This window comes from Vibrio albus, from assembly GCF_003144035.1.
GTDB classification, from domain to species: Bacteria; Pseudomonadota; Gammaproteobacteria; order Enterobacterales; family Vibrionaceae; genus Vibrio; species Vibrio albus.
On record NZ_QFWT01000004.1, the window covers coordinates 320,559 to 344,783 of the forward strand.

A 24,225-nucleotide genomic window follows, 5' to 3' on the forward strand; every position below is an offset into this window, starting at 1 on the left:
AATGATCAAACAAGCAATAAATAGGTATAAAAGTGATCTACCTTTCTATCGCAAATCAACTTCGATCCAGAATCAATTCTGATGAATTTCAACTTAATCAGGCGCTACCCAGCGAAAATCAACTGGCGAAAGAATATGGCGTGGCCAGAATGACCATCAGAAAAGCGATGGATACCCTCATACAAGAAGGCATGTTAGACAGAAGACATGGCAGTGGCTGCTATATCATCGATAAAGAAATGACCTTCGAAAATACCGGGCTGAATAGCCTGACGGAACAGATCGGCAAGACAACCAAGACACTCACCAGTAAAGTGATTTCTTTCTCGGTCATACCCTGCCCGTCCAGCGTGGCACAACGGCTGAAAATAAGCCCGGGAGAATCCATCTACTACATCATCAGAATTCGCAGTGTCGACACCCATCCGGTGCATTATGAAGAGTCTTTTTTACCGGTCAGCCTGTACCCGACTTTGTCGGTGGCGCATATGGAACACTCTAAGTTTCAGTATATTGAAGATGAAATGGGGCTGGTCATTGAAGGAAACTATTTCACCTTCAAGCCATATCTGATGCCTGAATCCATTGCCCTACACATGGAGATGACTCCCGGTGAGCTGGCAATGCAGGTTTCCTCCATCAGCCACGCTCCGGATGGAAGAGTACTGGATTATTCCATTACCGTTGAGAACACCCACTTCCATCAGTCTACCTACTACTACAGAAGACCCAGCAAAAAATAATCATATTCCAGAAAGTAGAATGACAAAGCTATAAGATGAACGCGGCCAGTTAACGAAAAAGCCAGCCTGACCGGCTGGCTTGACAATGACACATCTATGCAGAAAATGTGAGGTGGAAAATCAATTAGTCCAGCAGAGAGCGAACGTACTCTGCAATTTCAGGAACCTGACAGTTCGTGAAGAAACTCTCCTGAAAGCGGGCACCACCCACCGCGGTTTTCACCAGTTCCGGATCCAGTGCTTTCAGCGTATCAAGGTAATCATCTTTCGCTACTGCCGCTTTAACTGTGTTGAGGATCGCCGCATTACGCTGCTGTGGCTCAGCACGTTCAATCGGATAACCCTGACCACGTTCGCCAGTGAACGCTTTCTCAAACATATAGCGTACGTTCAGTTCACCTGCCCAGCCGAAGCCCTTGGCAAAGGCCAGTGCCAGCGCATTACCATTATTGATCTGGTTAAACAGGAAGGCATCGGATGGCTCAAGGCAGTAGCCACATACCACGCCCGGATGTGCATTCAGCGACATCATCGCTCCCTGACCGGTACCACAACCCGCCACCACAAAATCGACTGCTTTTGAGTTCAGCAGAATGCTCGCCATAATACCCAGGTGGATATAAGTCAGATGATGATCATTGTCGTCACTCATCCCAACGTTAAACACTTCATGACCCAAAGGCTCAGCCACAACGTTCAGTTCATTCAGCACCATCGCGTTTTTACCCGCCTGGCTGTTTTCCATCATCAGTGCAATTTTCATTGTGTAATACTCCAGCGGTGTTTTACCGCACTATCTAACTTATCTACGACTTAAATTTGGGAATAAAAAGGACTAGCGAGCAAGCCAGCCACCATCAACGGCAATGGTATAGCCATTGATATAATCGGAAGCACTCGACGACAGGAACACACACGGACCTGCCAGATCAGACGGATCGCCCCAGCGACCTGCCGGAATACGGTCCAGAATTTCTTTGTTACGCGACTCATCTGCACGCAGTGCCTGAGTGTTATTGGTTGCCATATAGCCAGGTGCAATCGCATTTACATTTATATTATGCTTCGCCCATTCATTGGCCATCAGACGGGTAATCCCCATGACACCACTCTTAGAAGCTGTATAAGAAGGAACACGGATACCGCCCTGATAGGACAGCATAGAGGCGACGTTGATGATCTTGCCACCCTCACCTTGTGAGATAAACTGTTTAGCCACAGCCTGAGACAAAAAGAACAGCGACTTAATATTGATGTTCATAACATCATCCCAGTCCTGCTCAGAAAACTCGATCGCATCAGCACGGCGGATAATACCAGCGTTGTTCACCAGAATATCAATACGGCCCAGCTCAGACACGGCACGCTCGATGATAGAAGGGATATCATCCAGCTTCATCAGATTTGCTCGGATATCAATAAACTTGCGTCCGGTCTCAGCAATCTTTTCTATCGTTTCCGTTGGCTCAACAATGTTAACACCCACAATGTCACAGCCGGCTTTAGCCAGACCCAGAGCCATACCCTGACCCAAGCCAGTATCACAGCCAGTCACAAGCGCAACTTTGCCATCCAGTTTAAATGAATCAAGAATCATACTATTTCCTCTAAAGAATCGGGTCAATAAGCAAAATGAACCCGCGTTTCATTTTGCTTTCCGAATAATTGAGTAAAACAAAATACGTTTCAAATATTTTTGAAAAGATGATTCATAAATGTCGACAACTGTCTTATTTTTAGAACAAATATAACTGTCTACCATAAAATATTTGAAATGATGTTTTATTTTGTTTTGATATTCAGTTATAGGACAATAGTCAGGTAAAGTATGTTTTGTTCACCCAGAGTCATTCCCGACCTATTGCACCGAAAAACAGCTTCTTACAGGTATTTTTGTGATGCCAATCGATTGCGCGAGCATTTTGCGGATAAATTCGTTAGAATACGCGCCATCAAATCTTCTGCCACCGGCAGGCGAAAAGGTATTCTGCCAGTCGGTGTAACTACTAACTCTCTGTGAATTTGAGGAAAATGGAAGCATGACTAACGCTCGCCCAATTCGCCGCGCTCTAATCAGCGTATCAGACAAAACCGGAATCGTTGAGTTTGCCCAAGCTCTGTCTGCCCATGGGGTTGATATTCTGTCCACTGGCGGTACCGCTCGCCTGCTGGCCGAAAACGGCATTTCAGTAACAGAAGTCTCCGACTACACCGGATTCCCTGAAATGATGGATGGTCGCGTTAAAACTCTGCATCCTAAGGTTCACGGTGGTGTTCTGGGCCGTCGCGGTCAGGATGATGACGTAATGGACAAACACGGCATCAACCCAATCGACATGGTTGTGGTTAACCTGTACCCATTCGCAGCAACCGTTGCAAAAGCAGACTGCTCTCTGGAAGACGCGGTTGAAAACATCGATATCGGTGGCCCGACAATGGTTCGTTCTGCAGCGAAAAACCACAAAGACGTGACTATCGTGGTTAATGCATCTGATTACGACCGTGTTATCGCTGAAATGGACGCTAACGACAAGTCTCTGACGCTGGAAACTCGTTTTGACCTGGCTATTGCAGCATTCGAACACACTGCAGCTTATGACGGCATGATCGCAAACTACTTCGGTAAGATGGTCCCATCGTACGGTGAAAATAAAGAAGGTGATGAAGAGTCGAAGTTCCCTCGCACGTTCAACCAGCAGTTCGAGAAGAAGCAGGACATGCGCTACGGTGAAAACAGTCACCAGGCAGCGGCTTTCTATGTTGAAAGCAACCCGGAAGAAGCTTCTGTATCCACAGCGCGTCAAATCCAGGGTAAAGCCCTTTCTTACAACAACATTGCTGATACCGATGCTGCACTTGAGTGTGTAAAAGAGTTCGACGAACCAGCCTGCGTTATCGTTAAGCATGCCAACCCATGTGGTGTTGCACTGGGTAGCGATATCCTTGAGGCGTATAACCGCGCTTACCAGACTGACCCAACGTCTGCATTCGGCGGCATTATCGCTTTCAACCGTGAACTGGATGCAGCAACTGCACAAGCAATTGTTGACCGTCAGTTTGTTGAAGTGATTATTGCACCAGCGGTTTCTGCTGAAGCTGTTGAAGTAGTTGCCGCGAAGAAGAACGTTCGCCTGCTGGAGTGTGGCGAATGGGCAACGAAAACCACTGGCTTTGACATGAAACGTGTCAACGGTGGTCTGCTGGTTCAGGATCGCGACCAAGGTATGGTAACTCTGGATGACCTGAAAGTGGTCACCAAGCGTCAGCCAACAGAAGAAGAGCTGAAAGATGCCCTGTTCTGCTGGAAAGTCGCTAAGTTCGTGAAGTCTAACGCTATCGTATACGCCAAAGGTGATATGACTATCGGTGTGGGCGCAGGCCAGATGAGCCGCGTTTACTCAGCGAAAATCGCTGGTATTAAAGCCGCTGACGAAAACCTGGAAGTAGCAGGCAGCGTTATGGCATCTGACGCCTTCTTCCCATTCCGCGATGGTATCGACGCGGCTGCTGAAGCTGGCATCAAGTGTGTTATCCAGCCAGGCGGCTCAATGCGTGACCAGGAAGTTATCGATGCAGCCGATGAACACGGCATGGCGATGATCTTCACGGGTATGCGTCACTTCCGTCATTAATTAAAGAATACTTAAGAAACTAGACCGCTTCGCTCCTAGAAACTATAAAACCAGCTCATTGAGCATCAATAGTTTCTAGTCTCTAGTTAGCGAAGCGTATAGTCTCTGAAAAGAAATAAGGATTTAAAAATGAATGTTCTTATTATCGGTGCTGGCGGTCGTGAACACGCGCTGGGCTGGAAAGTCGCACAAAACCCGAGTGTAGAAACCGTTTATGTCGCGCCGGGCAATGCGGGTACCGCTCTGGAACCTAAGCTGGAAAACGTGGCTATCGGTGTTGAAGATATCGACGCACTGGTCGCTTTTGCCAAAGAAAAGCAAATCGAGCTGACTATTGTCGGCCCTGAAGCTCCGCTGGTTATCGGCGTAGTTGATGCGTTCCGTGAAGCTGGCCTGCCGATTTTCGGCCCAAGCAAAGCCGCAGCACAACTGGAAGGTTCAAAAGCGTTTACCAAAGATTTTCTGGCTCGCCACAATATCCCGACAGCGGCTTATGCCAACTTTACTGAGATTGAACCTGCGCTGGAATACGTTCGCCAGCAGGGTGCACCAATCGTCGTTAAAGCTGACGGCCTTGCCGCAGGTAAAGGGGTTATCGTAGCGATGACTCTGGAAGAAGCGGAAGACGCTATCAAAGACATGCTGGCAGGCAATGCCTTTGGTGAAGCAGGCAGCCGAGTGGTTATCGAAGAATTCCTTCAGGGCGAAGAAGCCAGCTTTATCGTCATGGTTGACGGTGAAAACGTTCTGCCTATGGCCACCAGCCAGGACCACAAACGTGTCGGTGACAAAGATACCGGCCCGAATACCGGCGGTATGGGTGCGTACTCTCCGGCTCCAGTCGTGACTGCAGACATCCATAAGCGCATTATGGACGAAGTGATCTATCCAACGGTTCGTGGTATGGAATCTGAAGGTCACCCATATACAGGCTTCCTGTATGCTGGCCTGATGATCGATGCTGACGGCACACCAAAGGTTATCGAATATAACTGCCGTTTCGGAGATCCGGAAACTCAGCCAATTATGATGCGTATGGAATCGGATCTGGTTGAGCTATGTTTAGCCGCTATCGATGAGAAGCTGGACCAGTGCGAATCGAAGTGGGATCCACGCGCTTCTATCGGTATCGTTCTGGCTGCAGGTGGCTACCCGGCTGATTATGCAAAAGGTGATGTAATTTCTGGCCTGCCAACAGAAGAAACGGAAGGTGAAAAAGTCTTCCATGCCGGTACTGCTGAAAAAGACGGCAATGTCGTGACCAGCGGTGGTCGCGTTCTGTGCGCAACTGCACTAGGGAATACCGTATCAGAAGCGCAGGAGCGTGCTTATAAGCTGGCTAAACAAATTAGCTGGAATGGTATGTTCCATCGTAACGATATCGGCTACCGTGCGATTGCTCGTGAGCAAGCCAAGTAATCACCGAGAGTGACAACATCGTTGAATAGTAATGTGCCGGCTCCTGCCGGCACTTTTTTATGTGTACAAAAAGGGGGTTATTCCTCAATCAATACCGGTCGTTCGATACAGTCAAAACTGTCATCTTCTAACAGCAGCAGATCGGCCACCGATAATTTACCGCCTCGTATACCGCCAATCATCGCCATATAGCTGTCTACAGAGGCTAGACGTTTAAGTACAAAGTCAGGCAGAATCTGGTTAAACTCGAGTTGGGTATATTCCTGACCGGAACAGGTATCAAAGGTTTCGCCATCCCATTCCCCCTGAAACAGATGTTGGCCTCTTCTGCTCTGCGCTTCAGCAATTCCAATCACCGCTCTGGCTTCGGCCTGATAAGACTGAATTTCTTCCGGTGTCAGAGGGATAATACGGTCATCCAGCAGATACTGCTGATAAACCGCCTCGCCGGACTGACTAAAACGCAGGTGTACCTTAAACTCTACCAGCTTTTGTTCCCGGTTCCGCTTCTCCCCTTCCCGCACCATTTCATGCAGTTGCTCATCCTGCCAGTGATAGTCTGACTGATACCAGCCATAAGGGCCCGACATCACATAATCGGCGGATGAATAAGGTTGATCGAGCTTTGCGGTATACCAGTAAAAACTGGTTGTGCCTCCGACAGACTGGCCACCAGTCATAGTCTGAAACTGTTCTGGATTATCTAGCTGACCGCTGGAAGAGCATCCCAGCAATAGGAAAGTAAGGAAGAAAGGGGGGAATAATTTCATAAAATACGCCGGGCGAAGAGTAATAAGTACACCCGGCATAGTTTATATTACTTGACTGAATCTTTCAGTGCTTTACCCGCGACAAATGCAGGAACATTTGCTGCAGCAATTTGAATCTCTTCACCGGTTTTAGGATTGCGGCCAGTACGTGCAGCACGGTGATTTACTTTGAATGTACCAAAACCAATTAGTTGAACCTGGTCACCCTCTTTCAATGTATCAGTCACACTATCCAGAGTTGCTTCAAGAGCGGCTTTAGCCTGAGCTTTAGAAAGATCCGCCTTCTCAGCGATAAAGTCGATTAATTGGGTCTTGTTCATTAGGTTTCCCTTCTCATCTGTTATCTAAACCTAAGCCACTGTAATGCATAAACACCCCGTATGGCAAAGGTTTGTCTATGAAGTTTTCCTTTAACCGCGAAGAATTAGATAGATTATGAGCAATAACTCACAATTTGCTTCTTATTTATCCACCAAAATCATGATAAAAGGTGGTTAAAGGCTGATAAATCAGTACAAAAAAGGAAGATCTAACCGTCCATAGAATGTAATTTTTGTATAAAAACCAGCAAGGTGTAGGCGTATTTATGGGACTTCTCATTCTATATATTTTATTGGCTATCGGGGTATCCTTTCTCTGTTCGGTATTAGAAGCCGTTCTTCTCAGTATTACTCCCAGCTACCTGGCGCGGATCCGTCAGGAAAATCATCCGGCAGCAGCCAGCCTGTCCCGGTTGAAAGCGAATATAGACCGCCCACTGGCCTCCATTCTGACATTAAATACTATTGCTCATACGATAGGTGCTGCCGGTGCCGGTGCCCAGGCCGCCAACATTTTTGGCAGTCAATGGCTGGGGCTATTTTCTGCTCTGCTGACACTGGGTATTCTGTTTTTGTCTGAAATTGTCCCCAAAACCATTGGGGCCACTTACTGGAGTCAGTTAGCGCCGACAACGGCCCGAATTTTGGCGATCATGGTATGGGCACTGACCCCTTTTGTCTGGATGTCAGAACAACTCACCAAGCGACTGGCCCGGAATATTAAGCCGGAAAATATCCGCGATGAACTGTCCGCGATGGCCATTCTGGCCTGGGAAAAGGGAGAAATTGCAGAAGGTGAGTCTAAGATACTGAACAATCTGCTGAGTATCGAAAACGTCCCGGTGACGCACGTGATGACTCCGCGCACGGTGCTCTTCCGGGTCGAAGCAGAAATCAGTATCAACGAGTTCCTTACCGCCTATAAAGACACCCCTTTTTCCCGCCCCCTGGTATACAGCCAGCAGAAAGACAATATCATCGGCTTTGTGCACCGGCTGGAGCTGTTCAGGCTACAACAAAATGAAATGGGAGAGGAACAACTCGGTGCAGTCATGCGCCCGATACGGGTCGTCCTGAATACCATCAGCTTACCCAAAGCCTTTGACTATATGATGAAAAACCGCCAGCAACTGATCATGGTGGTCAATGAATACGGCACAGTTCAGGGTATCGTCACTCTGGAAGATATCTTCGAACACCTGCTGGGTGAAGAGATTGTCGATGAAGCGGATAACACCACCGATATGCAGCAACTGGCTTTCGAACGCTGGGAGCAGTGGAAACAGACCCACGGGGTTATTGAGAGTACGGATGAAGATTAAGTTCCCCAGAGACCAGAGACCAGAGACCAGAAAGAATACAGAGTGCTTCGCTTTCAGAAGACCAAAAGGCTGACGGACACAGAATACTCATCATCCCTGCAAAGGCTGGGATCTAAGAAGCCAAAGCGGAACAGTGAACCAGATTCTTGCGTCCGCTCTGAACTCTGTAATCGAATCTCTACAGACTGATGCCGATATTGCTGACCGCCTCTTCCCGCAATTCATTACGCAGATCTTTAATCAACTCAATATCGCGTTCCGGAGCTTCCCGAAGCGGGCGGAATATCGCCCACTGCACATCCCATTCAGCACAGACTGCTTCATTGGCTTTCTGGTTTTCATTGGTAATCGGCTCTGCACCCTGTTCTTCTTCCAGCTGTGCCACCGTATCAACCGACTGCTGACTCAGCTTCAGCATATTGTCAAACAGGTCATCTCTGTCCAACAGGCCGTGCAGCAACGTCGACAAACCGACACAGGCATCAATGGCCGGGTAAACGGCATAGAAGTCAAACTCATCGGCCACTGGGATCAGCTCTTCCAGCTTTTCCAGTTGGCGCTCAAAGTTCACCTTCGCATTTTTTACCGTCAGTAGCTCCCAGACACTGTCTAAGATATCCCGGTAAATTCTCGGCTCGGCAAATTCGGTATTCTGACAGAACAGAGCATAATTGGGATACATGCGCTCACACAGGCATGCCATAAAAGTGATTTGTTGCCAGGGCTCAAATTTCTCCAGGCGAACTTGCAGCGGATTCTGTAACATAGGTACTCAAAGATTGCGGAATAAAATAGACAGCGGAAGTTTACTTGATCCTCCGGAGGGAAAAAAGAAAGCATATGAATAATTCTACGAATAAATTGAAAATACTGACTCAGACTGATGAACGTTATTATCAACTGTTTGAAGAAGCCTCCTTACCCGATCTGCAACTGACGGATAACAGTGCCGAAGCCGACATCGTACTGGCCGCTCCGCCAGTATTAGCACAATGTCTGGACGAATTCCCGCGCCTGGACTGGGTTCAGTCAGCCTATGCGGGGGTTGACCCGCTAATGGCTCCGGGCCTGCGACAGGACTATCAGCTCACCAATGTGAAAGGCATTTTCGGCCAGCAGATCGCTGAGTATGTGCTCGGCTATCTTATCCAGCACTTCCGTCACTTTAATACCTACCGGGAGCAGCAACAGAATAAGCATTGGAAGCCCCACTTCTACCAGACACTGGCAGATAAGAAACTGTTAATTCTGGGTACCGGTGCATTAGGAAACTACCTGGCACGAACGGCCTCCGCCTTCAACCTGCATACTATTGGCGTCAACAGAACAGGGATCCCCCCTAAAGACAGCGCCTTTAACGAAGTGGTCCATACCGAACAGATGCAAAGCCACCTTTCTGAAACCGATATTGTGGTGTCGGCACTGCCAGCGACACCACAGACCAAAGGTATGTTTAATGCGGCGTTCTTTGCTGCCTGTCAGAATACCCTGTTCTTTAATGTTGGCAGAGGCAACTCGGTCGACACGCCGGCTCTGCTCGACGCACTGGAACAGGGCAAGGTCGAACATGCTTTTCTGGATGTGTTCATCAACGAACCCATCTCGCAACAATGCCCGTACTGGCATAACCCAAAAGTCACGGTTACCCCGCATATTGCTGCGTATAGTTTCCCGGAACAGGTGTTTGAGATATTTAAGGACAATTACCTGCGCTGGCATGATGGCTTCCAGCTGCAATATGTCGTGGACTTCGATAAGGGCTACTGATGCTGGATACATTGCTGCAAGAGATCCGGGCCTGTACGCTCTGCGAACCAGAGCTGCCTTTGGGGGCCAACCCGGTCATTCAGGCCAGCCCGACGGCCCGGTTGATGATCATCGGTCAGGCTCCGGGAACCCGGGTGCATAAAACCTCACTGCCATGGAATGATCCCAGTGGTGACCGGCTGCGAAACTGGCTAGAATTGGATAGGGATACCTTTTACGACCCGGCTCAGATAGCGATTATGCCGATGGGGCTCTGTTACCCCGGTAAAGGTAAAAGCGGTGACCTGCCACCAAGAAAAGAGTGTGCGCCACAGTGGCATCAGAAAGTGTGGGATGAACTGCCCAATATCGGCATGACGCTGCTTATCGGTCAGTATGCCCAGAACTATTACCTGAAAGACAAACCTAAAACTCTGACGGAAACGGTACACCAGTGGGAAAAGTGGGCTCCGGAGTTTATCCCTCTCCCCCATCCTTCCCCTCGGAACACCTTATGGCTGAAGAAAAACCCCTGGTTTGAGGAAGGGGTTGTGGCGTATATCCGAGAGTATGTGCATGGATGTCTGGGGATTCATAGAGGATAACGCCCGATAAAGCTATAGAATATAGATAGTTTTAAGCCAGGTATGCATTCCCACGCATGAGCGAGGGAACGAGAGGATAAGCCAGCCACTCAAATAAATGGGGCTCTCTCAGTGCGAAGGCAGGGATCGGCTAAACCATTACCGGTTACGTTCATTAGATTCCCGCCTGCGGGGAATGACGACAGCGTCAGTTTTATAGCCTCTAGCAGCGGAGCGGTCTAGTCTCTCATGTCTATATTCTCTCAGGGAGCCTGCGACCGCTCTGTACTCTTTTTACTGATGATACGGCTTCGACAGCTCATGCACCGCATCGATAAATACACCCGCGTTCTCCGGTGGTACATCTAAGTGAATACCGTGACCCAGATTAAATACATGGCCGCTACCTTCACCGAATCCTTCCAGAATGGTGGCCACTTCCTGCCGAATTCGCTCTGGCTGCGCATACAGCATGGATGGATCCATATTGCCCTGTAGTGCAACCTTATCACCGATACGACGCTTAGCGTCGGCAATATCGATGGTCCAGTCCAGACCCACACCATCACAGCCTGTCGAGGCAATCTGCTCCAGCCACATTCCGCCGTTTTTAGTGAACAGGGTTACCGGTACCCGGCGGCCTTCGTTCTCACGGATCAGTCCATCCACGATTTTGTGCATATACTGCAAAGAGAAGTCGTTATAGTCCCGTGGTGTCAGAACCCCACCCCAGGTATCAAACAGCATCACCGACTGGGCTCCGGCTTTTATCTGACCATTCAGGTAGGCAATCACGCTATCCGCCAGTTTATCCAGCAGCAGATGTAAGGTTTGCGGCTCCGCGTACATCATTTTTTTGATCTTGGTAAAGGCTTTTGAGCTGCCGCCTTCCACCATATAGGTCGCCAATGTCCATGGACTGCCGGAAAAACCGATCAAAGGCACTTCGCCCTGAAGATCTTTACGGATCTGACGGACAGCATTCATCACATACTGCAGTTCACCTTCCGGATCCGGCACACCGATTTTGTCGACATCCGCTTTACAGGTGACAGGACGCTCAAACTTAGGACCTTCGCCAGCGACAAAATACAGCCCCAGTCCCATCGCATCCGGAATGGTTAAGATATCTGAAAACAGAATTGCAGCGTCCAGAGGGAAGCGGCGCAAAGGCTGAAGTGTCACTTCAGAGGCCAAATCAGCATTCCGGCACAGCGTCATAAAGTCACCAGCTTGGTTGCGGGTTTCCCGGTACTCAGGAAGGTAACGCCCGGCCTGGCGCATCATCCATACTGGAGTGTAATCAACCGATTGCTTGAGCAAAGCACGCAGATAGTTGTCATTTTTTAATTCTGCCATTTATAGTTTCCTGATTTTACTTTCTTTAATTTTAATGCTGGCAGTATAACATCCTTTCTACTGGTTAATCTGTACGCTTTGCAAGCCAGATCATGTTCTAACTCTTTAAATTAAGGGATAGATTGCGTCTTAATATTGAGCATGTTACAAACACTTTCGCTAGCGAAAACAATAACAATGGGTAGCCATTACCCAACATCTCATAACGACATCTTACTTACCCCCTCCGTAGCCGGAGGGTTTTTTTTGTCTACCGTTTGCTCTCATTACGGATATCGTCCAGCGTTTGCTCAATCAGGGCTCTGGCAATCGTCCCTTCCGGTGCCACCAGCGGTATCTCGTCAGGACCATACCACCCGGCATCCGTGAGCTCTGTGTAATCAGGTTTCACCTCGCCTGACTTATAATCTGCCAGAAATGCCATCATCATACTGGAAGGAAAGGCCCACGGCTGACTGCCGAAATAACGAATGTTATCAGTATCAATTCCGGTCTCTTCTTTCACTTCCCGGGCAACACACTGTTCCAGTGTTTCACCCGCTTCGACAAAACCGGCAATCACTGTATACATACCACCACGATGTCTCGGGTGTTGTGCGAGCAGTATTTTATCGCCCTTACGGACAGCGACGATAACACAAGGAAAGATTCGCGGATAATGCATGGTTCGGCACTCCGTACACTGCATCGCCAGCTGGCTGTGATTAAAGTGATTGCGCCCTCCACACTGACCGCAGAAACGCTGAGTCTGAGTCATATGACCAAACTGCACCGCGCGACTGCAGAGCAAAAACAGCGCTTCCGGGTAACCCAACAGGTCACGTAGTGACAACATGGATAACTCACGATCAACATGGCTGTCATTCAGCCACATAACCGGCCTGTCGTCATAACGCCCTATGCATACCGCCTTTTCCTCCGGTAACCCCAGTTCCTGTGCAGTTCCCAGAGGGAGCTCCCCATTGTCACACCATAGATCACTGCCGTTAACGACACACCAGTAAGCGATAGAGTTCTCATTATTGTAACTATTGTTTAACATCCTTTGATCCCGTCACTTGAAGTTACCTCATTTTACTGGCAATCTGTTTTCAATCCAGTAGCAATAGATGCTTTAAATAATAAAGCCTTAGAACTGGAACACTATGAGAAACTTTTCTGTTATGGATCTCTGATTTCAGAGGAACGAGAAACGATTGCTAATTTGTTAGTGATCTGATCATGAGGACATGGTCATGTTGAATAGACTAAAAAAAACGCAAGAGCAATGGGGCGGTTCGAGTGAAGTGATTGATCACTGGCTGGAGGACAGACAGGTTTTGATCGTAGAGTACTGTAAACTTGCCTCTCTGCAGCCGCATAAAAAATCGGTAAATAAACTCCCTACCCCAATGGACCTGCAGGCATTCTGCGAGCATCTGGTCGATTATATCTCCGAAGGCCACTTTAAGATCTATGAAATGGTCATGGACCGCTGGAAATCAACCGGATTTTCACCAACAGATGAAATCAATGCCACCTACGGGCATATTGTGCTGACCACAGATCCATTACTGAATTTCACCGACAAATATGCTGATGTTGATGCCGAAGATACATTGGATGCCTTTGACAGCGAGCTGTCGCTTATCGGGGAGATTCTGGAGACCCGCTTTGCAGTAGAAGATCAATTGATCCAGCTTATCGCTGATAGTTTGGCTGTACCGCCAGGCGCGTGATTCCTTAGTCAACAAACGGGGTTAACCCGTTGGCTAAGCTATTATGTATGCAGATGCAAAAAAGGCACCTTTCGGTGCCTTTTTTTCTTAATGGTCAGCGATTACTCTTCAGTAGAAGAGAAACCAGCATTCAGCAGAGCTGCAAGGTTATCCGTTGCTTGTTCAGCAGATGGACCCGTTTGCTCTTCACGCTGCTTCTGACGCTCCTGATGGTACGCAAAACCAGTACCTGCAGGGATCAGACGGCCAACGATTACGTTCTCTTTCAGACCACGCAGGTCATCTTTCTTACCGGAAACTGCCGCTTCCGTCAGAACGCGAGTTGTTTCCTGGAACGATGCCGCAGAGATGAAGGACTCAGTCGCCAGAGACGCTTTGGTGATACCCAGAAGCTCACGTTCGAAACGTGCAGGCTCTTTGCCTTCAGCTTCCAGAGCACGGTTAGCAATCTTAACCTGAGAGTACTCAACCTGTTCACCCGGCAGGAATTCAGAATCACCAGCGAATGTAATAGTACACTTACGCAGCATCTGACGAACGATAGTTTCAATGTGCTTATCGTTAATCTTAACGCCTTGCAGACGGTATACTTCCTGAACTTCGTTAGCGATGTACTGAGTTACCGCATGGATACCACGCAGACGCAGGATATCATGTGGAGTCTCTGGACCATCAGCAATTACGTCACCACGCTCAACACGTTCACCTTCGAACACGTTCAGCTGACGATGCTTAGGAATCATCTCTTCGTAGTTGTCACCGCTGTCACGAGTGATGATCAGACGACGCTTACCTTTGGTTTCTTTACCGAAGGATACTGTACCTGTGTGTTCAGCAAGGATCGCAGGCTCTTTAGGCTTACGTGCTTCGAACAGGTCAGCTACGCGAGGCAGACCACCGGTGATATCTTTGTTACCGCCAGATTTCTGCGGAATACGTGCAAGCGTATCACCCACATCCATCTCAGCACCGTCTTCGATATTCACGATAGCTTTACCTGGCAGGAAGTAAAGCGCTGGCATATCTGTACCAGGGATCATTACATCATTGCCTTGCTCATCCACCAGCTTAACAGCAGGACGCATGTCCTTACCTGCAGCAGGGCGAGCAGCTGGTTCAGTTACTTCGCTTGAAGACAGACCGGTCAGTTCATCAGTCTGACGAGAAACCGTTACGCCGTCGATCATATCAACCAGTTGGATGCGACCTGCCACTTCAGTGATGATTGGCATGGTGTGCGCTTCCCAGTTCGCGATGGTTTCGCCAGCTTCAACGGTATCGTCGTGGCCTTTGCTCAGCATCGAACCGTAAGGCAGTTTGTGTTTCTCTTTCGTACGACCAAACTCATCAATGATGGTCAGTTCAGAGGCACGAGAAGTGATGATTAGCTTGCCTTCTTTATTGGTTACGAACTTAGCATTGTGCAGTTTAACAGAACCCGTGTTCTTCGCCTGGATGCTGTTTTCTGCTGCTGCTGTCGATGCCGCACCACCGATGTGGAACGTACGCATGGTCAGCTGTGTACCAGGTTCACCGATTGACTGTGCCGCGATAACACCCACAGATTCACCCTGGTTAACCAGGTGACCACGAGCCAGGTCACGACCGTAACACTGAGCACAACAACCGAAGTCAGAATCACAGGTAACCACAGAACGTACTTTCATGCTGTCCACGGAATTTTCTTCCATGATCTGACACCACTTCTCATCAATCAGAGTATTACGTGGGATCAGTACATCTTCAGTACCAGGTTTCAGTACGTCTTCAGCAACCACACGACCCAGAGCAAGCTCGGTCAGTGCGACTTTAACGTCACCACCTTCGATATGAGGCATCATATCGACACCTTCATGCGTACCACAGTCGTGTTCAGTTACAACCACGTCCTGAGCAACGTCTACCAGACGACGAGTCAGGTAACCGGAGTTCGCTGTCTTAAGTGCGGTATCCGCCAGACCCTTACGAGCACCGTGGGTTGAGATAAAGTACTGAAGTACGTTCAGACCTTCTTTAAAGTTCGCGGTGATCGGCGTCTCGATGATTGAACCATCCGGACGAGCCATCAGACCACGCATACCGGCAAGCTGACGAATCTGCGCTGCAGAACCACGAGCACCGGAGTCGGCCATCATGTAGATGCTGTTGAACGATTCTTGCTCTTCTTCTTCACCGTCACGGTTAATAACGGTTTCAGAAGACAGGTTATCCATCATCGCTTTCGCAACACGATCGTTAGTAGACGCCCAGATATCGATAACTTTGTTGTAACGCTCACCAGCCGTTACCAGACCAGACTGGAACTGTTCCTGGATTTCGCGTACTTCTTCTTCCGCCTCTGCAATCTCAGTGTATTTCGCCGCAGGTACAACCATATCGTTGATACCAACAGACACACCAGACAGTGCCGCATACGCAAAACCGGTATACATGATCTGGTCAGCGAAGATAACGGTGTCTTTCAGACCCAGCTTACGGTAAGCCTCGTTCAGCAGGTTAGAAATCTGCTTCTTACCCAGCTTCTGGTTTACCAGGCTGAATGGCAGACCTGAAGGAACGATTTGCCACAGCATTGCACGACCAACCGTCGTATCAACCATCTTGGTTTCTGTAGTGCTGTTACCGTCTTCGTCAACAACCGTTTCAGTGATACGTACTTTAACGCGAGCATGCAGCTCAGCCATCTTAGTACGGTACGCCTTCTCAGCCTCTTCAGGGCCGGCCAGGTACATACCTTCACCTTTCACGTTGATCTTGTCACGAGTCATGTAGTACAGACCCAATACCACGTCCTGAGAAGGTACGATGATAGGGTCACCTGATGCTGGCGACAGAATGTTGTTTGTCGACATCATCAGAGTACGAGCTTCCAGCTGAGCTTCCAGAGTCAGTGGTACGTGTACCGCCATCTGGTCACCATCGAAGTCGGCGTTGTACGCCGCACACACAAGTGGGTGTAGCTGAATCGCTTTACCTTCGATCAGTACTGGTTCGAACGCCTGGATACCCAGACGGTGCAGTGTTGGTGCACGGTTCAACAGTACTGGGTGTTCGCGGATAACTTCGTCCAGGATATCCCAAACAACCGCTTCTTCGCGTTCTACCATTTTCTTAGCAGCTTTGATTGTAGTCGCCAGACCACGAGTCTCTAGCTTGCTGTAGATGAATGGTTTGAATAGCTCAAGTGCCATCTTCTTAGGAAGACCACACTGGTGCAGACGAAGGTATGGACCTACTGTGATTACAGAACGGCCAGAGTAGTCTACACGTTTACCCAGCAGGTTCTGACGGAAACGACCTTGTTTACCCTTGATCATATCAGCAAGAGATTTCAGAGGACGCTTGTTCGAACCTGTGATCGCACGACCACGACGACCGTTATCCAGCAGCGCATCAACAGACTCTTGCAGCATACGTTTTTCGTTACGTACGATGATGTCCGGAGCAGCAAGCTCTAGCAGACGCTTCAAACGGTTGTTACGGTTGATCACACGACGGTATAGATCGTTCAGATCTGAAGTCGCAAAGCGACCGCCATCCAGAGGTACCAGAGGACGCAGATCCGGCGGCAGTACCGGAAGAACGGTCAGAATCATCCACTCTGGGTTGTTACCAGACTGAATGAAAGCTTCAACCAGCTTCAGACGCTTAGTGATTTTCTTACGCTTAGTTTCTGAGTTGGTAGACTCAAGCTCTTCGCGCATCAGTTCAGCTTCGGCGTGCATATCCATAGTGGACAGCAGATCTTTGATCGCTTCTGCACCCATCTTCGCAGTGAACTCATCACCCCACTCTTCCAGGCGATCCAGATACTCTTCTTCGGTCAGCATCTGACCTTTTTCCAGATCGGTCATGCCTGGTTCGGTTACGACGTACATTTCAAAATACAGTACGCGTTCGATATCACGCAGTGGGATATCCATCAACAGACCGATACGAGACGGCAGTGATTTTAGGAACCAGATGTGAGCTACCGGAGAAGCCAGCTCGATGTGACCCATACGATCACGGCGAACTTTAGTCTGGGTTACTTCAACGCCACACTTCTCACAAATAACACCACGGTGTTTCAGACGCTTATATTTGCCACAAAGACATTCGTAGTCTTTTACCGGGCCAAAGATACGCGCACAGAACAGACCGTCACGTTCAGGCTTGAACGTACGGTAGTTAATAGTTTCAGGTTTTTTAACTTCACCAAAAGACCATGAACGGATCATGTCCGGTGAAGACAGACCGATTTTGATTGAATCAAATTCTTCGGTCTTATGCTGTGCTTTTAGAAAGTTTAATAAGTCTTTCACAATCAGCTCCTGTAAGGAGTTAAAAGGGGCTCACTGATTACAGTGAGCTCCTTCTACCAAATAATCGCCTTTAATTTCTTTAATTAAGAAAGAAAGGGATTACTCTTCGTCTTCTAGCTCGATGTTGATACCCAGCGAGCGGATTTCTTTCAACAGTACGTTGAAGGATTCCGGCATACCTGGATCCATCGAGTGGTTACCATCTACGATGTTCTTATACATCTTAGTACGGCCGTTAACGTCATCCGACTTAACAGTGAGCATCTCTTGCAGAGTATAAGCTGCACCGTATGCTTCCAGTGCCCATACTTCCATCTCACCGAAGCGCTGACCACCGAACTGAGCTTTACCACCAAGTGGTTGCTGAGTAACCAGGCTGTATGAACCCGTTGAACGAGCGTGCATCTTGTCATCAACCAGGTGGTTCAGTTTCAGCATGTACATGTAACCAACGGTTACAGGACGCTCAAATGCATCACCGGTACGACCATCAAACAGAGTCAGCTGACCGGATTCTGGCAGATCAGCCAGTTTCAGCAGCTCTTTGATTGCTGGCTCTGGAGCACCATCAAATACCGGAGTCGCGATAGGCAGACCACCACGCAGGTTCTTGATCAAGGTACGAACTTCATCATCAGACAGAGAAGCGATATCCACTTTCTGACGAGTATCACCAAGATCGTAAACTTTCTGCAGGAATTCACGGAACTTATGCAGTTCCTGCTGCTCTTTAACCATCTTGTTGATCTTGTCGCCGATACCTTTCGCTGCAAGACCCATATGAACTTCCAGGATCTGACCGATGTTCATACGAGACGGTACACCCAGTGGGTTCAGTACGATATCAACCGGAGTGCCCGTTTCATCGTATGGCATGTCTTCTACAGGGTTGATCTTAGAGATTACACCCTTGTTACCGTGACGACCGGCCATCTTATCACCAGGCTGGATACGACGTTTAACCGCCAGGTAAACTTTAACGATTTTCAGTACGCCAGGAGCTAGGTCATCGCCCTGAGTTATCTTGCGACGCTTGTTCTCGAACTTCTTATCGAAGTCAGCTTTCAGCTCGTCCCACTGCTCGGCAAGCTGCTCAAGCTGTGATTGAAGCGCATCGTCAGACAGAGTCTGTTCCAGCCATTTCTTACGTTCGATGCCGTCAAGTTGTGCTTCAGAGTAACCGCCAGAAAGCAGTACCGCTTTAACACGGTTAAGAAGACCGCCTTCCAGAATCTGGAATTCTTCAGTCAGGTCTTTCTTCGCTTCTTTCAGCTGCATCTGTTCGATTTCAAGCGCACGCTTGTCTTTTTCAACGCCGTCACGGGTAAATACCTGAACGTCGATAATAGTACCTGACACAGAGTTAGGTACACGCAGAGACGTGTCTTTAACGTCAGACGCTTTTTCACCGAAGATAGCACGCAGAAGTTTCTCTTCCGGAGTCAGCTGCGTTTCGCCTTTTGGCGTTACTTTACCAACCAGGATGTCGCCACCCTTAACTTCCGCACCGATGTAAACAATACCTGACTCGTCCAGTTTAGACAGAGCAGATTCACCTACGTTCGGGATATCCGCAGTGATCTCTTCAGAACCCAGCTTCGTATCACGCGCCACACAAGACAGCTCTTGAATGTGGATAGTAGTGAAACGGTCTTCCTGAACAACACGCTCAGAAACAAGGATGGAATCCTCAAAGTTGTAACCGTTCCAAGGCATGAATGCCAGACGGATGTTCTGACCAAGCGCCAGCTCACCAAGGTCTGTTGAAGGACCGTCAGCCAGTACGTCACCTTTTGCTACTGGTTCACCAGGCAGCACAGTTGGACGCTGGTTGATACAGGTGTTCTGGTTAGAACGGGTGTACTTAGTCAGGTTATAGATGTCGATACCAGCTTCGCCAGGGATCAGCTCATCTTCGTTAACCTTAATTACGATACGAGAAGCATCAACTGACTGCACCATACCACCACGTTTAGCGACAGCTGTTACACCAGAGTCAACCGCTACGTTACGCTCGATACCAGTACCAACCAGTGGTTTGTCTGCTTTCAGAGTAGGAACCGCCTGACGTTGCATGTTCGCACCCATCAATGCACGGTTCGCATCATCGTGTTCCAGGAACGGGATAAGCGATGCCGCCACGGATACAACCTGGTTAGTTGCAACGTCCATATAGTTAACGTGTTCGCGTGGGTGCAGACCAGATTCACCTTTCTGACGAGCAGTGATCAGGTCATCAGCAAATGTACTGTCTTCAGTCAGTGCAGCATTCGCCTGAGCGATAACAAACTGACCTTCTTCGATAGCCGACAGGTAATCTACTTCATCAGTTACTACACCATCGATAACACGACGGTATGGCGTTTCCAGGAAGCCGTACTCGTTGCAGCGTGCAAACGCAGACAATGAGTTGATCAGACCGATGTTCGGACCTTCAGGCGTTTCGATAGGACACAGACGACCGTAGTGGGTCACGTGTACGTCTCGAACCTCAAAGCCAGCACGTTCACGAGTCAGACCACCCGGGCCAAGTGCAGAAATACGACGTTTGTGCGTAACTTCTGACAGCGGGTTGTTCTGGTCCATAAACTGAGACAGCTGTGAAGAACCAAAGAATTCTTTTACGGCAGCAGAGATCGGTTTAGCGTTGATCAGATCCTGAGGCATGATGTTATCAAGATCACCAAGGCTCAGGCGCTCTTTAACTGCACGCTCAACACGTACCAGACCTACACGGAACTGGTTCTCAGCCATTTCACCAACGCTACGGATACGACGGTTACCCAGGTGGTCGATATCATCTACTTCACCTTTACCGTTACGAATCGCGATCAGCTTCTTCATTACCTCAACGATATCTATTTCGTCCAGGATGCCTTGATCACCAGCGTCTTCACGACCGATAGAGCTGTTGAACTTCATACGACCAACAGTCGACAGGTCATAACGCTCTTCAGAGAAGAACAGGCTTTCAAACAGCGCTTCTGCCGCTTCTTTCGTTGGTGGCTCGCCAGGACGCATCATGCGGTAGATTTCTACCAATGCAGAGATGCGATCAACGGTGCTGTCGATACGCAGGGTATCTGACATGAACGGACCGTGGTCCAGATCATTGGTGAACAGCACTTCCAGCTTCTTGTGACCCGCCTGAGACAGGTTCGCCAACGCTTCCAGGCTAAGTTCCTGGTTAGCAGCGACGATAATTTCGCCAGTGTCTTCGTTAACATAGTCTTTAGAAGCGACTTTACCTACGATATAGTCAACCGGTACTTCAATAAACTCAACGCCATCTTTATCAAGTTGGCGGATATGACGCGCCGTAACGCGACGACCAGCTTCAACGTAAACAGTACCATTTGCTTCAATATCAAAAGTAGCCGTCTCACCACGTAGACGCTCTGGGACCAGCTCCATCATCAGAGTCTGATCTTTCACTTCGAAGTTCACTTTCTCAAAGAACATATCCAGAATTTCTTCTGTTGTCTTGTTCAGTGCCCGAAGAATAATAGAAGCCGGCAGCTTACGACGACGGTCAATACGTACGTACAGGTTGTCTTTAGGATCGAACTCAAAGTCCAGCCATGAACCACGGTAAGGAATAACACGTGCGTTATACAGTACTTTACCTGAAGAGTGAGTCTTACCCTTATCGCTGTCGAAGAACACGCCTGGGCTTCGGTGCAGCTGGGATACGATAACCCTCTCAGTACCATTGATAACAAAGGTACCATTGTCTGTCATGAGCGGAATTTCACCCATGTAGACTTCTTGTTCTTTAATATCTTTTACAGTACCTGCCGGTGCGTCTTTATCAAAAACAACCAGGCGTAATTTTACACGCAGTGGTTTTGAATAAGTAACACCGCGGATTTGACATTCTTTAACGTCAAAAACTGGCTCACCAAGACGATAGCTAACGTATTGCAGCTCGGAATTGCCGTTATAGCTCTGAATAGGGAATACAGAACGGAAAGCAGCCTCTAGACCGTATTGTCCCTCAGGATCCTGTTCGATAAATTTGTCGAACGAATCGAGCTGGATCGATAGCAGGTATGGAATATCCAAAACCTGTGGACGAGTACCAAAATCCTTACGGATGCGCTTTTTCTCGGTATAGGAGTAAACCATGGGGTTCCTCAGCTCGCTGATAAGTGACCCAAACTACCCGCATTCATCACAGGGTAGTGACTAACAGCTGTTTACTATCGGCATCATACTTATGAACTAAGGTGGTTATATTCACACAATATGATGTTTTTTTGCTTGAACACCGGTGCTTAAACAGCGGGAAAATTCACCGGAGCCCTACAGCGCAAAAAGGCCGGTGGTCAATAAACCACCAGCCATTAGCCTTTCGGCTAAGAAGTTAAGTAATAATTACTTAACTTCAACAGAAGCACCAGCTTCTTCTAGTTGTGCTTTAAGAGCTTCAGCTTCAGCTTTGTCAACACCTTCTTTCAGAGGTGCTGGAGCGCTGTCAACTAGACCTTTAGCTTCTTTAAGACCTAGGCCAGTAGCACCACGTACTGCTTTGATTACAGCAACTTTGTTACCGCCAGCAGCAGTCAGGATTACGTCAAATTCAGTTTGCTCAGCAGCAGCTTCGCCACCAGCAGCACCGCCAGCTACAACAGCTGCAGCAGCAGTAACGCCGAATTTTTCTTCCATAGCTTCGATAAGCTCAACAACTTGCATTACAGACATTTCTGCAACTGCATCTAGGATTTGTTCGTTAGTAATAGACATAACAATTCTCTTTTAAGTCAACAATTAGTTTATTAAGCAACCAGTAAAAAGCAAGCCTTAAGCAGCTGCTTCTTCTTTTTGATCGCGGATAGCAGCGATAGTACGTACCAGCTTGCCAGCAGAAGCTTCTTTCATGCACATCATCAGTTTTGCAATCGCTTCGTCGTAAGTTGGTAGTGTTGCTAGTACTTCAGCGTCAGTAACTGCGCCTTCAAATGCAGCAGCTTTGATCTCGAATTTATCATTCTCTTTTGCAAAGTCTTTGAAAAGACGTGCAGCGGCACCTGGGTGCTCGTTAGAGAAAGCGATCAAAGTTGGACCTACGAATTGGTCTTGTAGACATTCGTAGTCTGTGCCTTCTACTGCGCGGCGTGCTAGAGTATTACGCACAACTCTCATGTAAACACCAGCTTCACGAGCTTGTTTACGTAGAGAAGTCATTGCGCCTACTTCAACGCCACGAGAGTCAGCAACAACTGCAGAAAGTGCACCACTGGCAGCTTCGTTGACTTCAGCAACAATTGCTTTTTTGTCTTGAAGGTTTAAAGCCATCTTGGATTTACTCCTGGTTGTCGTTACACCACCCACTGCCTTACATGAGATAAAACAGTGAGAGTTAATACGGTGCATTCCCAGAAGAAAGACAATCTAAAATAGTTCGGCTTTCTGTCAGTTCGGGCACCGTCTACGTAGGTTTGATTAAGTTTCCATCCCAAAGGAAGAAACGCCTACGGTCTTGGACGGAGACTGCTCTCAAATACTTACAAAGTAGTTTTACTCCGAAAGTGTGATTGCAGTCCCAACCACATATCAAATAGGCGCAAAATTATACACTAAATTTACGCCTATGCAAATTAGTTTGCTTGAGTGTTCAGAGTAGCCTGATCAACAGCAACACCAGCACCCATAGTAGTAGAGATGCTTACTTTCTTCAGGAAAGTACCTTTCGCTGAAGATGGTTTAGCTTTCTTGATTGCAACAAGAAGTGCTTCCAGGTTTTCCTGAAGCTGTGCAGGTTCAAAGCTAGCTTTACCAATAGTAGTGTGAACGATACCGTTCTTGTCGTTACGGTAACGAACCTGACCAGCTTTAGCATTTTTAACTGCTTCAGCAACGTTAGGAGTTACAGTACCAACTTTAGGGTTTGGCATCAGACCGCGTGGACCAAGGATAGTACCCAGTTGACCAACAACACGCATTGCATCCGGAGAAGCAACGACTACGTCGAAGTTCATTTCGCCTTTCTTAACTTGATCTGCAAGATCTTCCATACCTACGATGTCAGCGCCAGCTTCTTTCGCTGCTTCAGCGTTAGCACCTTGAGTGAACACTGCAACACGGATGTCACGGCCAGTACCGTGAGGAAGAACAGTCGCACCACGTACGTTCTGATCAGATTTACGAGCGTCAATACCAAGATTAACAGCTACGTCTACGCTTTCTACGAACTTAGCAGTAGCCAGTTCTTTCAGAAGAGCGATAGCTTCGTTGATTTCGTACTCTTTAGTTACGTCAACTTTTTCGCGGATTACGCGCATACGCTTAGTAAGTTTTGCCATGAT

The 24,225-nt window shown here is 48.2% G+C and carries 19 protein-coding genes; 7 read left to right on the forward strand and 12 right to left on the reverse strand.

What is annotated here, in order from left to right; all coding sequences use genetic code 11:
• Nucleotides 1-32 precede the first annotated feature (32 nt).
• Nucleotides 33-743, forward strand: a complete 711-nt coding sequence (locus DI392_RS09845) for a GntR family transcriptional regulator (RefSeq protein ID WP_109319733.1) — start codon at nt 33-35, stop codon at nt 741-743.
• 124 nt (nt 744-867) lie between these two features.
• Here DI392_RS09845 and DI392_RS09850 read toward each other — a convergent pair whose 3' ends face one another.
• Together DI392_RS09850 and kduD are read right to left on the reverse strand one after the other, a co-directional pair.
• A complete protein-coding gene (locus DI392_RS09850) occupies nt 868-1,506 on the reverse strand; it encodes an RpiB/LacA/LacB family sugar-phosphate isomerase (protein ID WP_109319734.1) in 639 nt (212 codons plus the stop codon).
• Nucleotides 1,507-1,578: 72 nt separating this feature from the next.
• Nucleotides 1,579-2,340, reverse strand: a complete 762-nt coding sequence (gene kduD, locus DI392_RS09855) for a 2-dehydro-3-deoxy-D-gluconate 5-dehydrogenase KduD (protein ID WP_109319735.1) — start codon at nt 2,338-2,340, stop codon at nt 1,579-1,581.
• Between the two features lie 442 nt (nt 2,341-2,782).
• On the opposite strand from kduD, the gene purH reads away from it, so the two are divergent.
• Together purH and purD are read left to right on the forward strand one after the other, a co-directional pair.
• Entirely contained in the window at nt 2,783-4,375 is a 1,593-nt protein-coding gene (gene purH / locus DI392_RS09860; protein WP_109319736.1) for a bifunctional phosphoribosylaminoimidazolecarboxamide formyltransferase/IMP cyclohydrolase, read from the forward strand.
• 129 nt (nt 4,376-4,504) lie between these two features.
• Complete coding sequence (gene purD / locus DI392_RS09865; protein ID WP_109319737.1) at nt 4,505-5,794, forward strand: phosphoribosylamine--glycine ligase; 1,290 nt, start codon at nt 4,505-4,507, stop codon at nt 5,792-5,794.
• 77 nt (nt 5,795-5,871) lie between these two features.
• Here the strand turns inward: purD and DI392_RS09870 are convergent, their stop codons facing one another.
• Both DI392_RS09870 and hupA read right to left on the reverse strand, forming a co-directional pair.
• Nucleotides 5,872-6,564 (reverse strand): DUF1481 domain-containing protein, encoded by a 693-nt coding sequence (locus DI392_RS09870; protein WP_109319772.1) that lies wholly within the window; start codon nt 6,562-6,564, stop codon nt 5,872-5,874.
• A gap of 47 nt (nt 6,565-6,611) precedes the next feature.
• Nucleotides 6,612-6,884 (reverse strand): nucleoid-associated protein HU-alpha, encoded by a 273-nt coding sequence (gene hupA, locus DI392_RS09875; protein WP_100801086.1) that lies wholly within the window; start codon nt 6,882-6,884, stop codon nt 6,612-6,614.
• A 266-nt stretch (nt 6,885-7,150) separates the two neighbouring features.
• Here hupA and DI392_RS09880 point away from each other — a divergent pair, with 266 nt between their 5' ends.
• Entirely contained in the window at nt 7,151-8,206 is a 1,056-nt protein-coding gene (locus tag DI392_RS09880) for a CNNM domain-containing protein (protein ID WP_109319738.1), read from the forward strand.
• A gap of 178 nt (nt 8,207-8,384) precedes the next feature.
• On the opposite strand, the gene DI392_RS09885 is transcribed toward DI392_RS09880, so the two are convergent.
• The gene (locus DI392_RS09885) at nt 8,385-8,972 is read right to left on the reverse strand and encodes a YjaG family protein (protein WP_109319739.1); all 588 of its coding nucleotides are present in this window, start codon (nt 8,970-8,972) and stop codon (nt 8,385-8,387) included.
• A 74-nt stretch (nt 8,973-9,046) separates the two neighbouring features.
• Here DI392_RS09885 and DI392_RS09890 point away from each other — a divergent pair, with 74 nt between their 5' ends.
• Nucleotides 9,047-9,973 carry a D-2-hydroxyacid dehydrogenase gene (locus DI392_RS09890; RefSeq protein ID WP_109319740.1) on the forward strand — a complete coding sequence of 309 codons (927 nt, stop codon included), beginning with the start codon at nt 9,047-9,049 and terminating at the stop codon, nt 9,971-9,973.
• Entirely contained in the window at nt 9,973-10,557 is a 585-nt protein-coding gene (locus DI392_RS09895) for a uracil-DNA glycosylase family protein (RefSeq protein ID WP_109319741.1), read from the forward strand. Before DI392_RS09890 ends, DI392_RS09895 begins: the two co-directional genes overlap by 1 nt.
• Before the next feature lie 273 nt (nt 10,558-10,830).
• Here DI392_RS09895 and hemE read toward each other — a convergent pair whose 3' ends face one another.
• Together hemE and nudC are read right to left on the reverse strand one after the other, a co-directional pair.
• Nucleotides 10,831-11,895, reverse strand: coding sequence for a uroporphyrinogen decarboxylase (hemE, locus tag DI392_RS09900; protein ID WP_109319742.1), 1,065 nt, complete (start codon nt 11,893-11,895; stop codon nt 10,831-10,833).
• Between the two features lie 250 nt (nt 11,896-12,145).
• Nucleotides 12,146-12,937, reverse strand: coding sequence for an NAD(+) diphosphatase (nudC, locus tag DI392_RS09905; RefSeq protein ID WP_109319743.1), 792 nt, complete (start codon nt 12,935-12,937; stop codon nt 12,146-12,148).
• A gap of 187 nt (nt 12,938-13,124) precedes the next feature.
• Here nudC and rsd point away from each other — a divergent pair, with 187 nt between their 5' ends.
• Nucleotides 13,125-13,613: a sigma D regulator gene (gene rsd / locus DI392_RS09910; RefSeq protein ID WP_109319744.1), complete on the forward strand. Its 489-nt coding sequence runs from the start codon at nt 13,125-13,127 to the stop codon at nt 13,611-13,613.
• A 101-nt stretch (nt 13,614-13,714) separates the two neighbouring features.
• On the opposite strand, the gene rpoC is transcribed toward rsd, so the two are convergent.
• From rpoC to rplA, 5 genes are all read right to left on the reverse strand, one after another.
• Nucleotides 13,715-17,917, reverse strand: a complete 4,203-nt coding sequence (gene rpoC, locus DI392_RS09915; RefSeq protein ID WP_109319745.1) for a DNA-directed RNA polymerase subunit beta' — start codon at nt 17,915-17,917, stop codon at nt 13,715-13,717.
• A gap of 99 nt (nt 17,918-18,016) precedes the next feature.
• The gene (gene rpoB, locus DI392_RS09920) at nt 18,017-22,045 is read right to left on the reverse strand and encodes a DNA-directed RNA polymerase subunit beta (RefSeq protein WP_109319746.1); all 4,029 of its coding nucleotides are present in this window, start codon (nt 22,043-22,045) and stop codon (nt 18,017-18,019) included.
• Between the two features lie 249 nt (nt 22,046-22,294).
• Complete coding sequence (gene rplL / locus DI392_RS09925) at nt 22,295-22,663, reverse strand: 50S ribosomal protein L7/L12 (RefSeq protein ID WP_109319747.1); 369 nt, start codon at nt 22,661-22,663, stop codon at nt 22,295-22,297.
• A gap of 57 nt (nt 22,664-22,720) precedes the next feature.
• Nucleotides 22,721-23,215, reverse strand: a complete 495-nt coding sequence (rplJ, locus tag DI392_RS09930; RefSeq protein ID WP_109319748.1) for a 50S ribosomal protein L10 — start codon at nt 23,213-23,215, stop codon at nt 22,721-22,723.
• A 302-nt stretch (nt 23,216-23,517) separates the two neighbouring features.
• The gene (gene rplA, locus DI392_RS09935) at nt 23,518-24,222 is read right to left on the reverse strand and encodes a 50S ribosomal protein L1 (RefSeq protein ID WP_109319749.1); all 705 of its coding nucleotides are present in this window, start codon (nt 24,220-24,222) and stop codon (nt 23,518-23,520) included.
• Between the last annotated feature and the right edge of the window lie 3 nt (nt 24,223-24,225).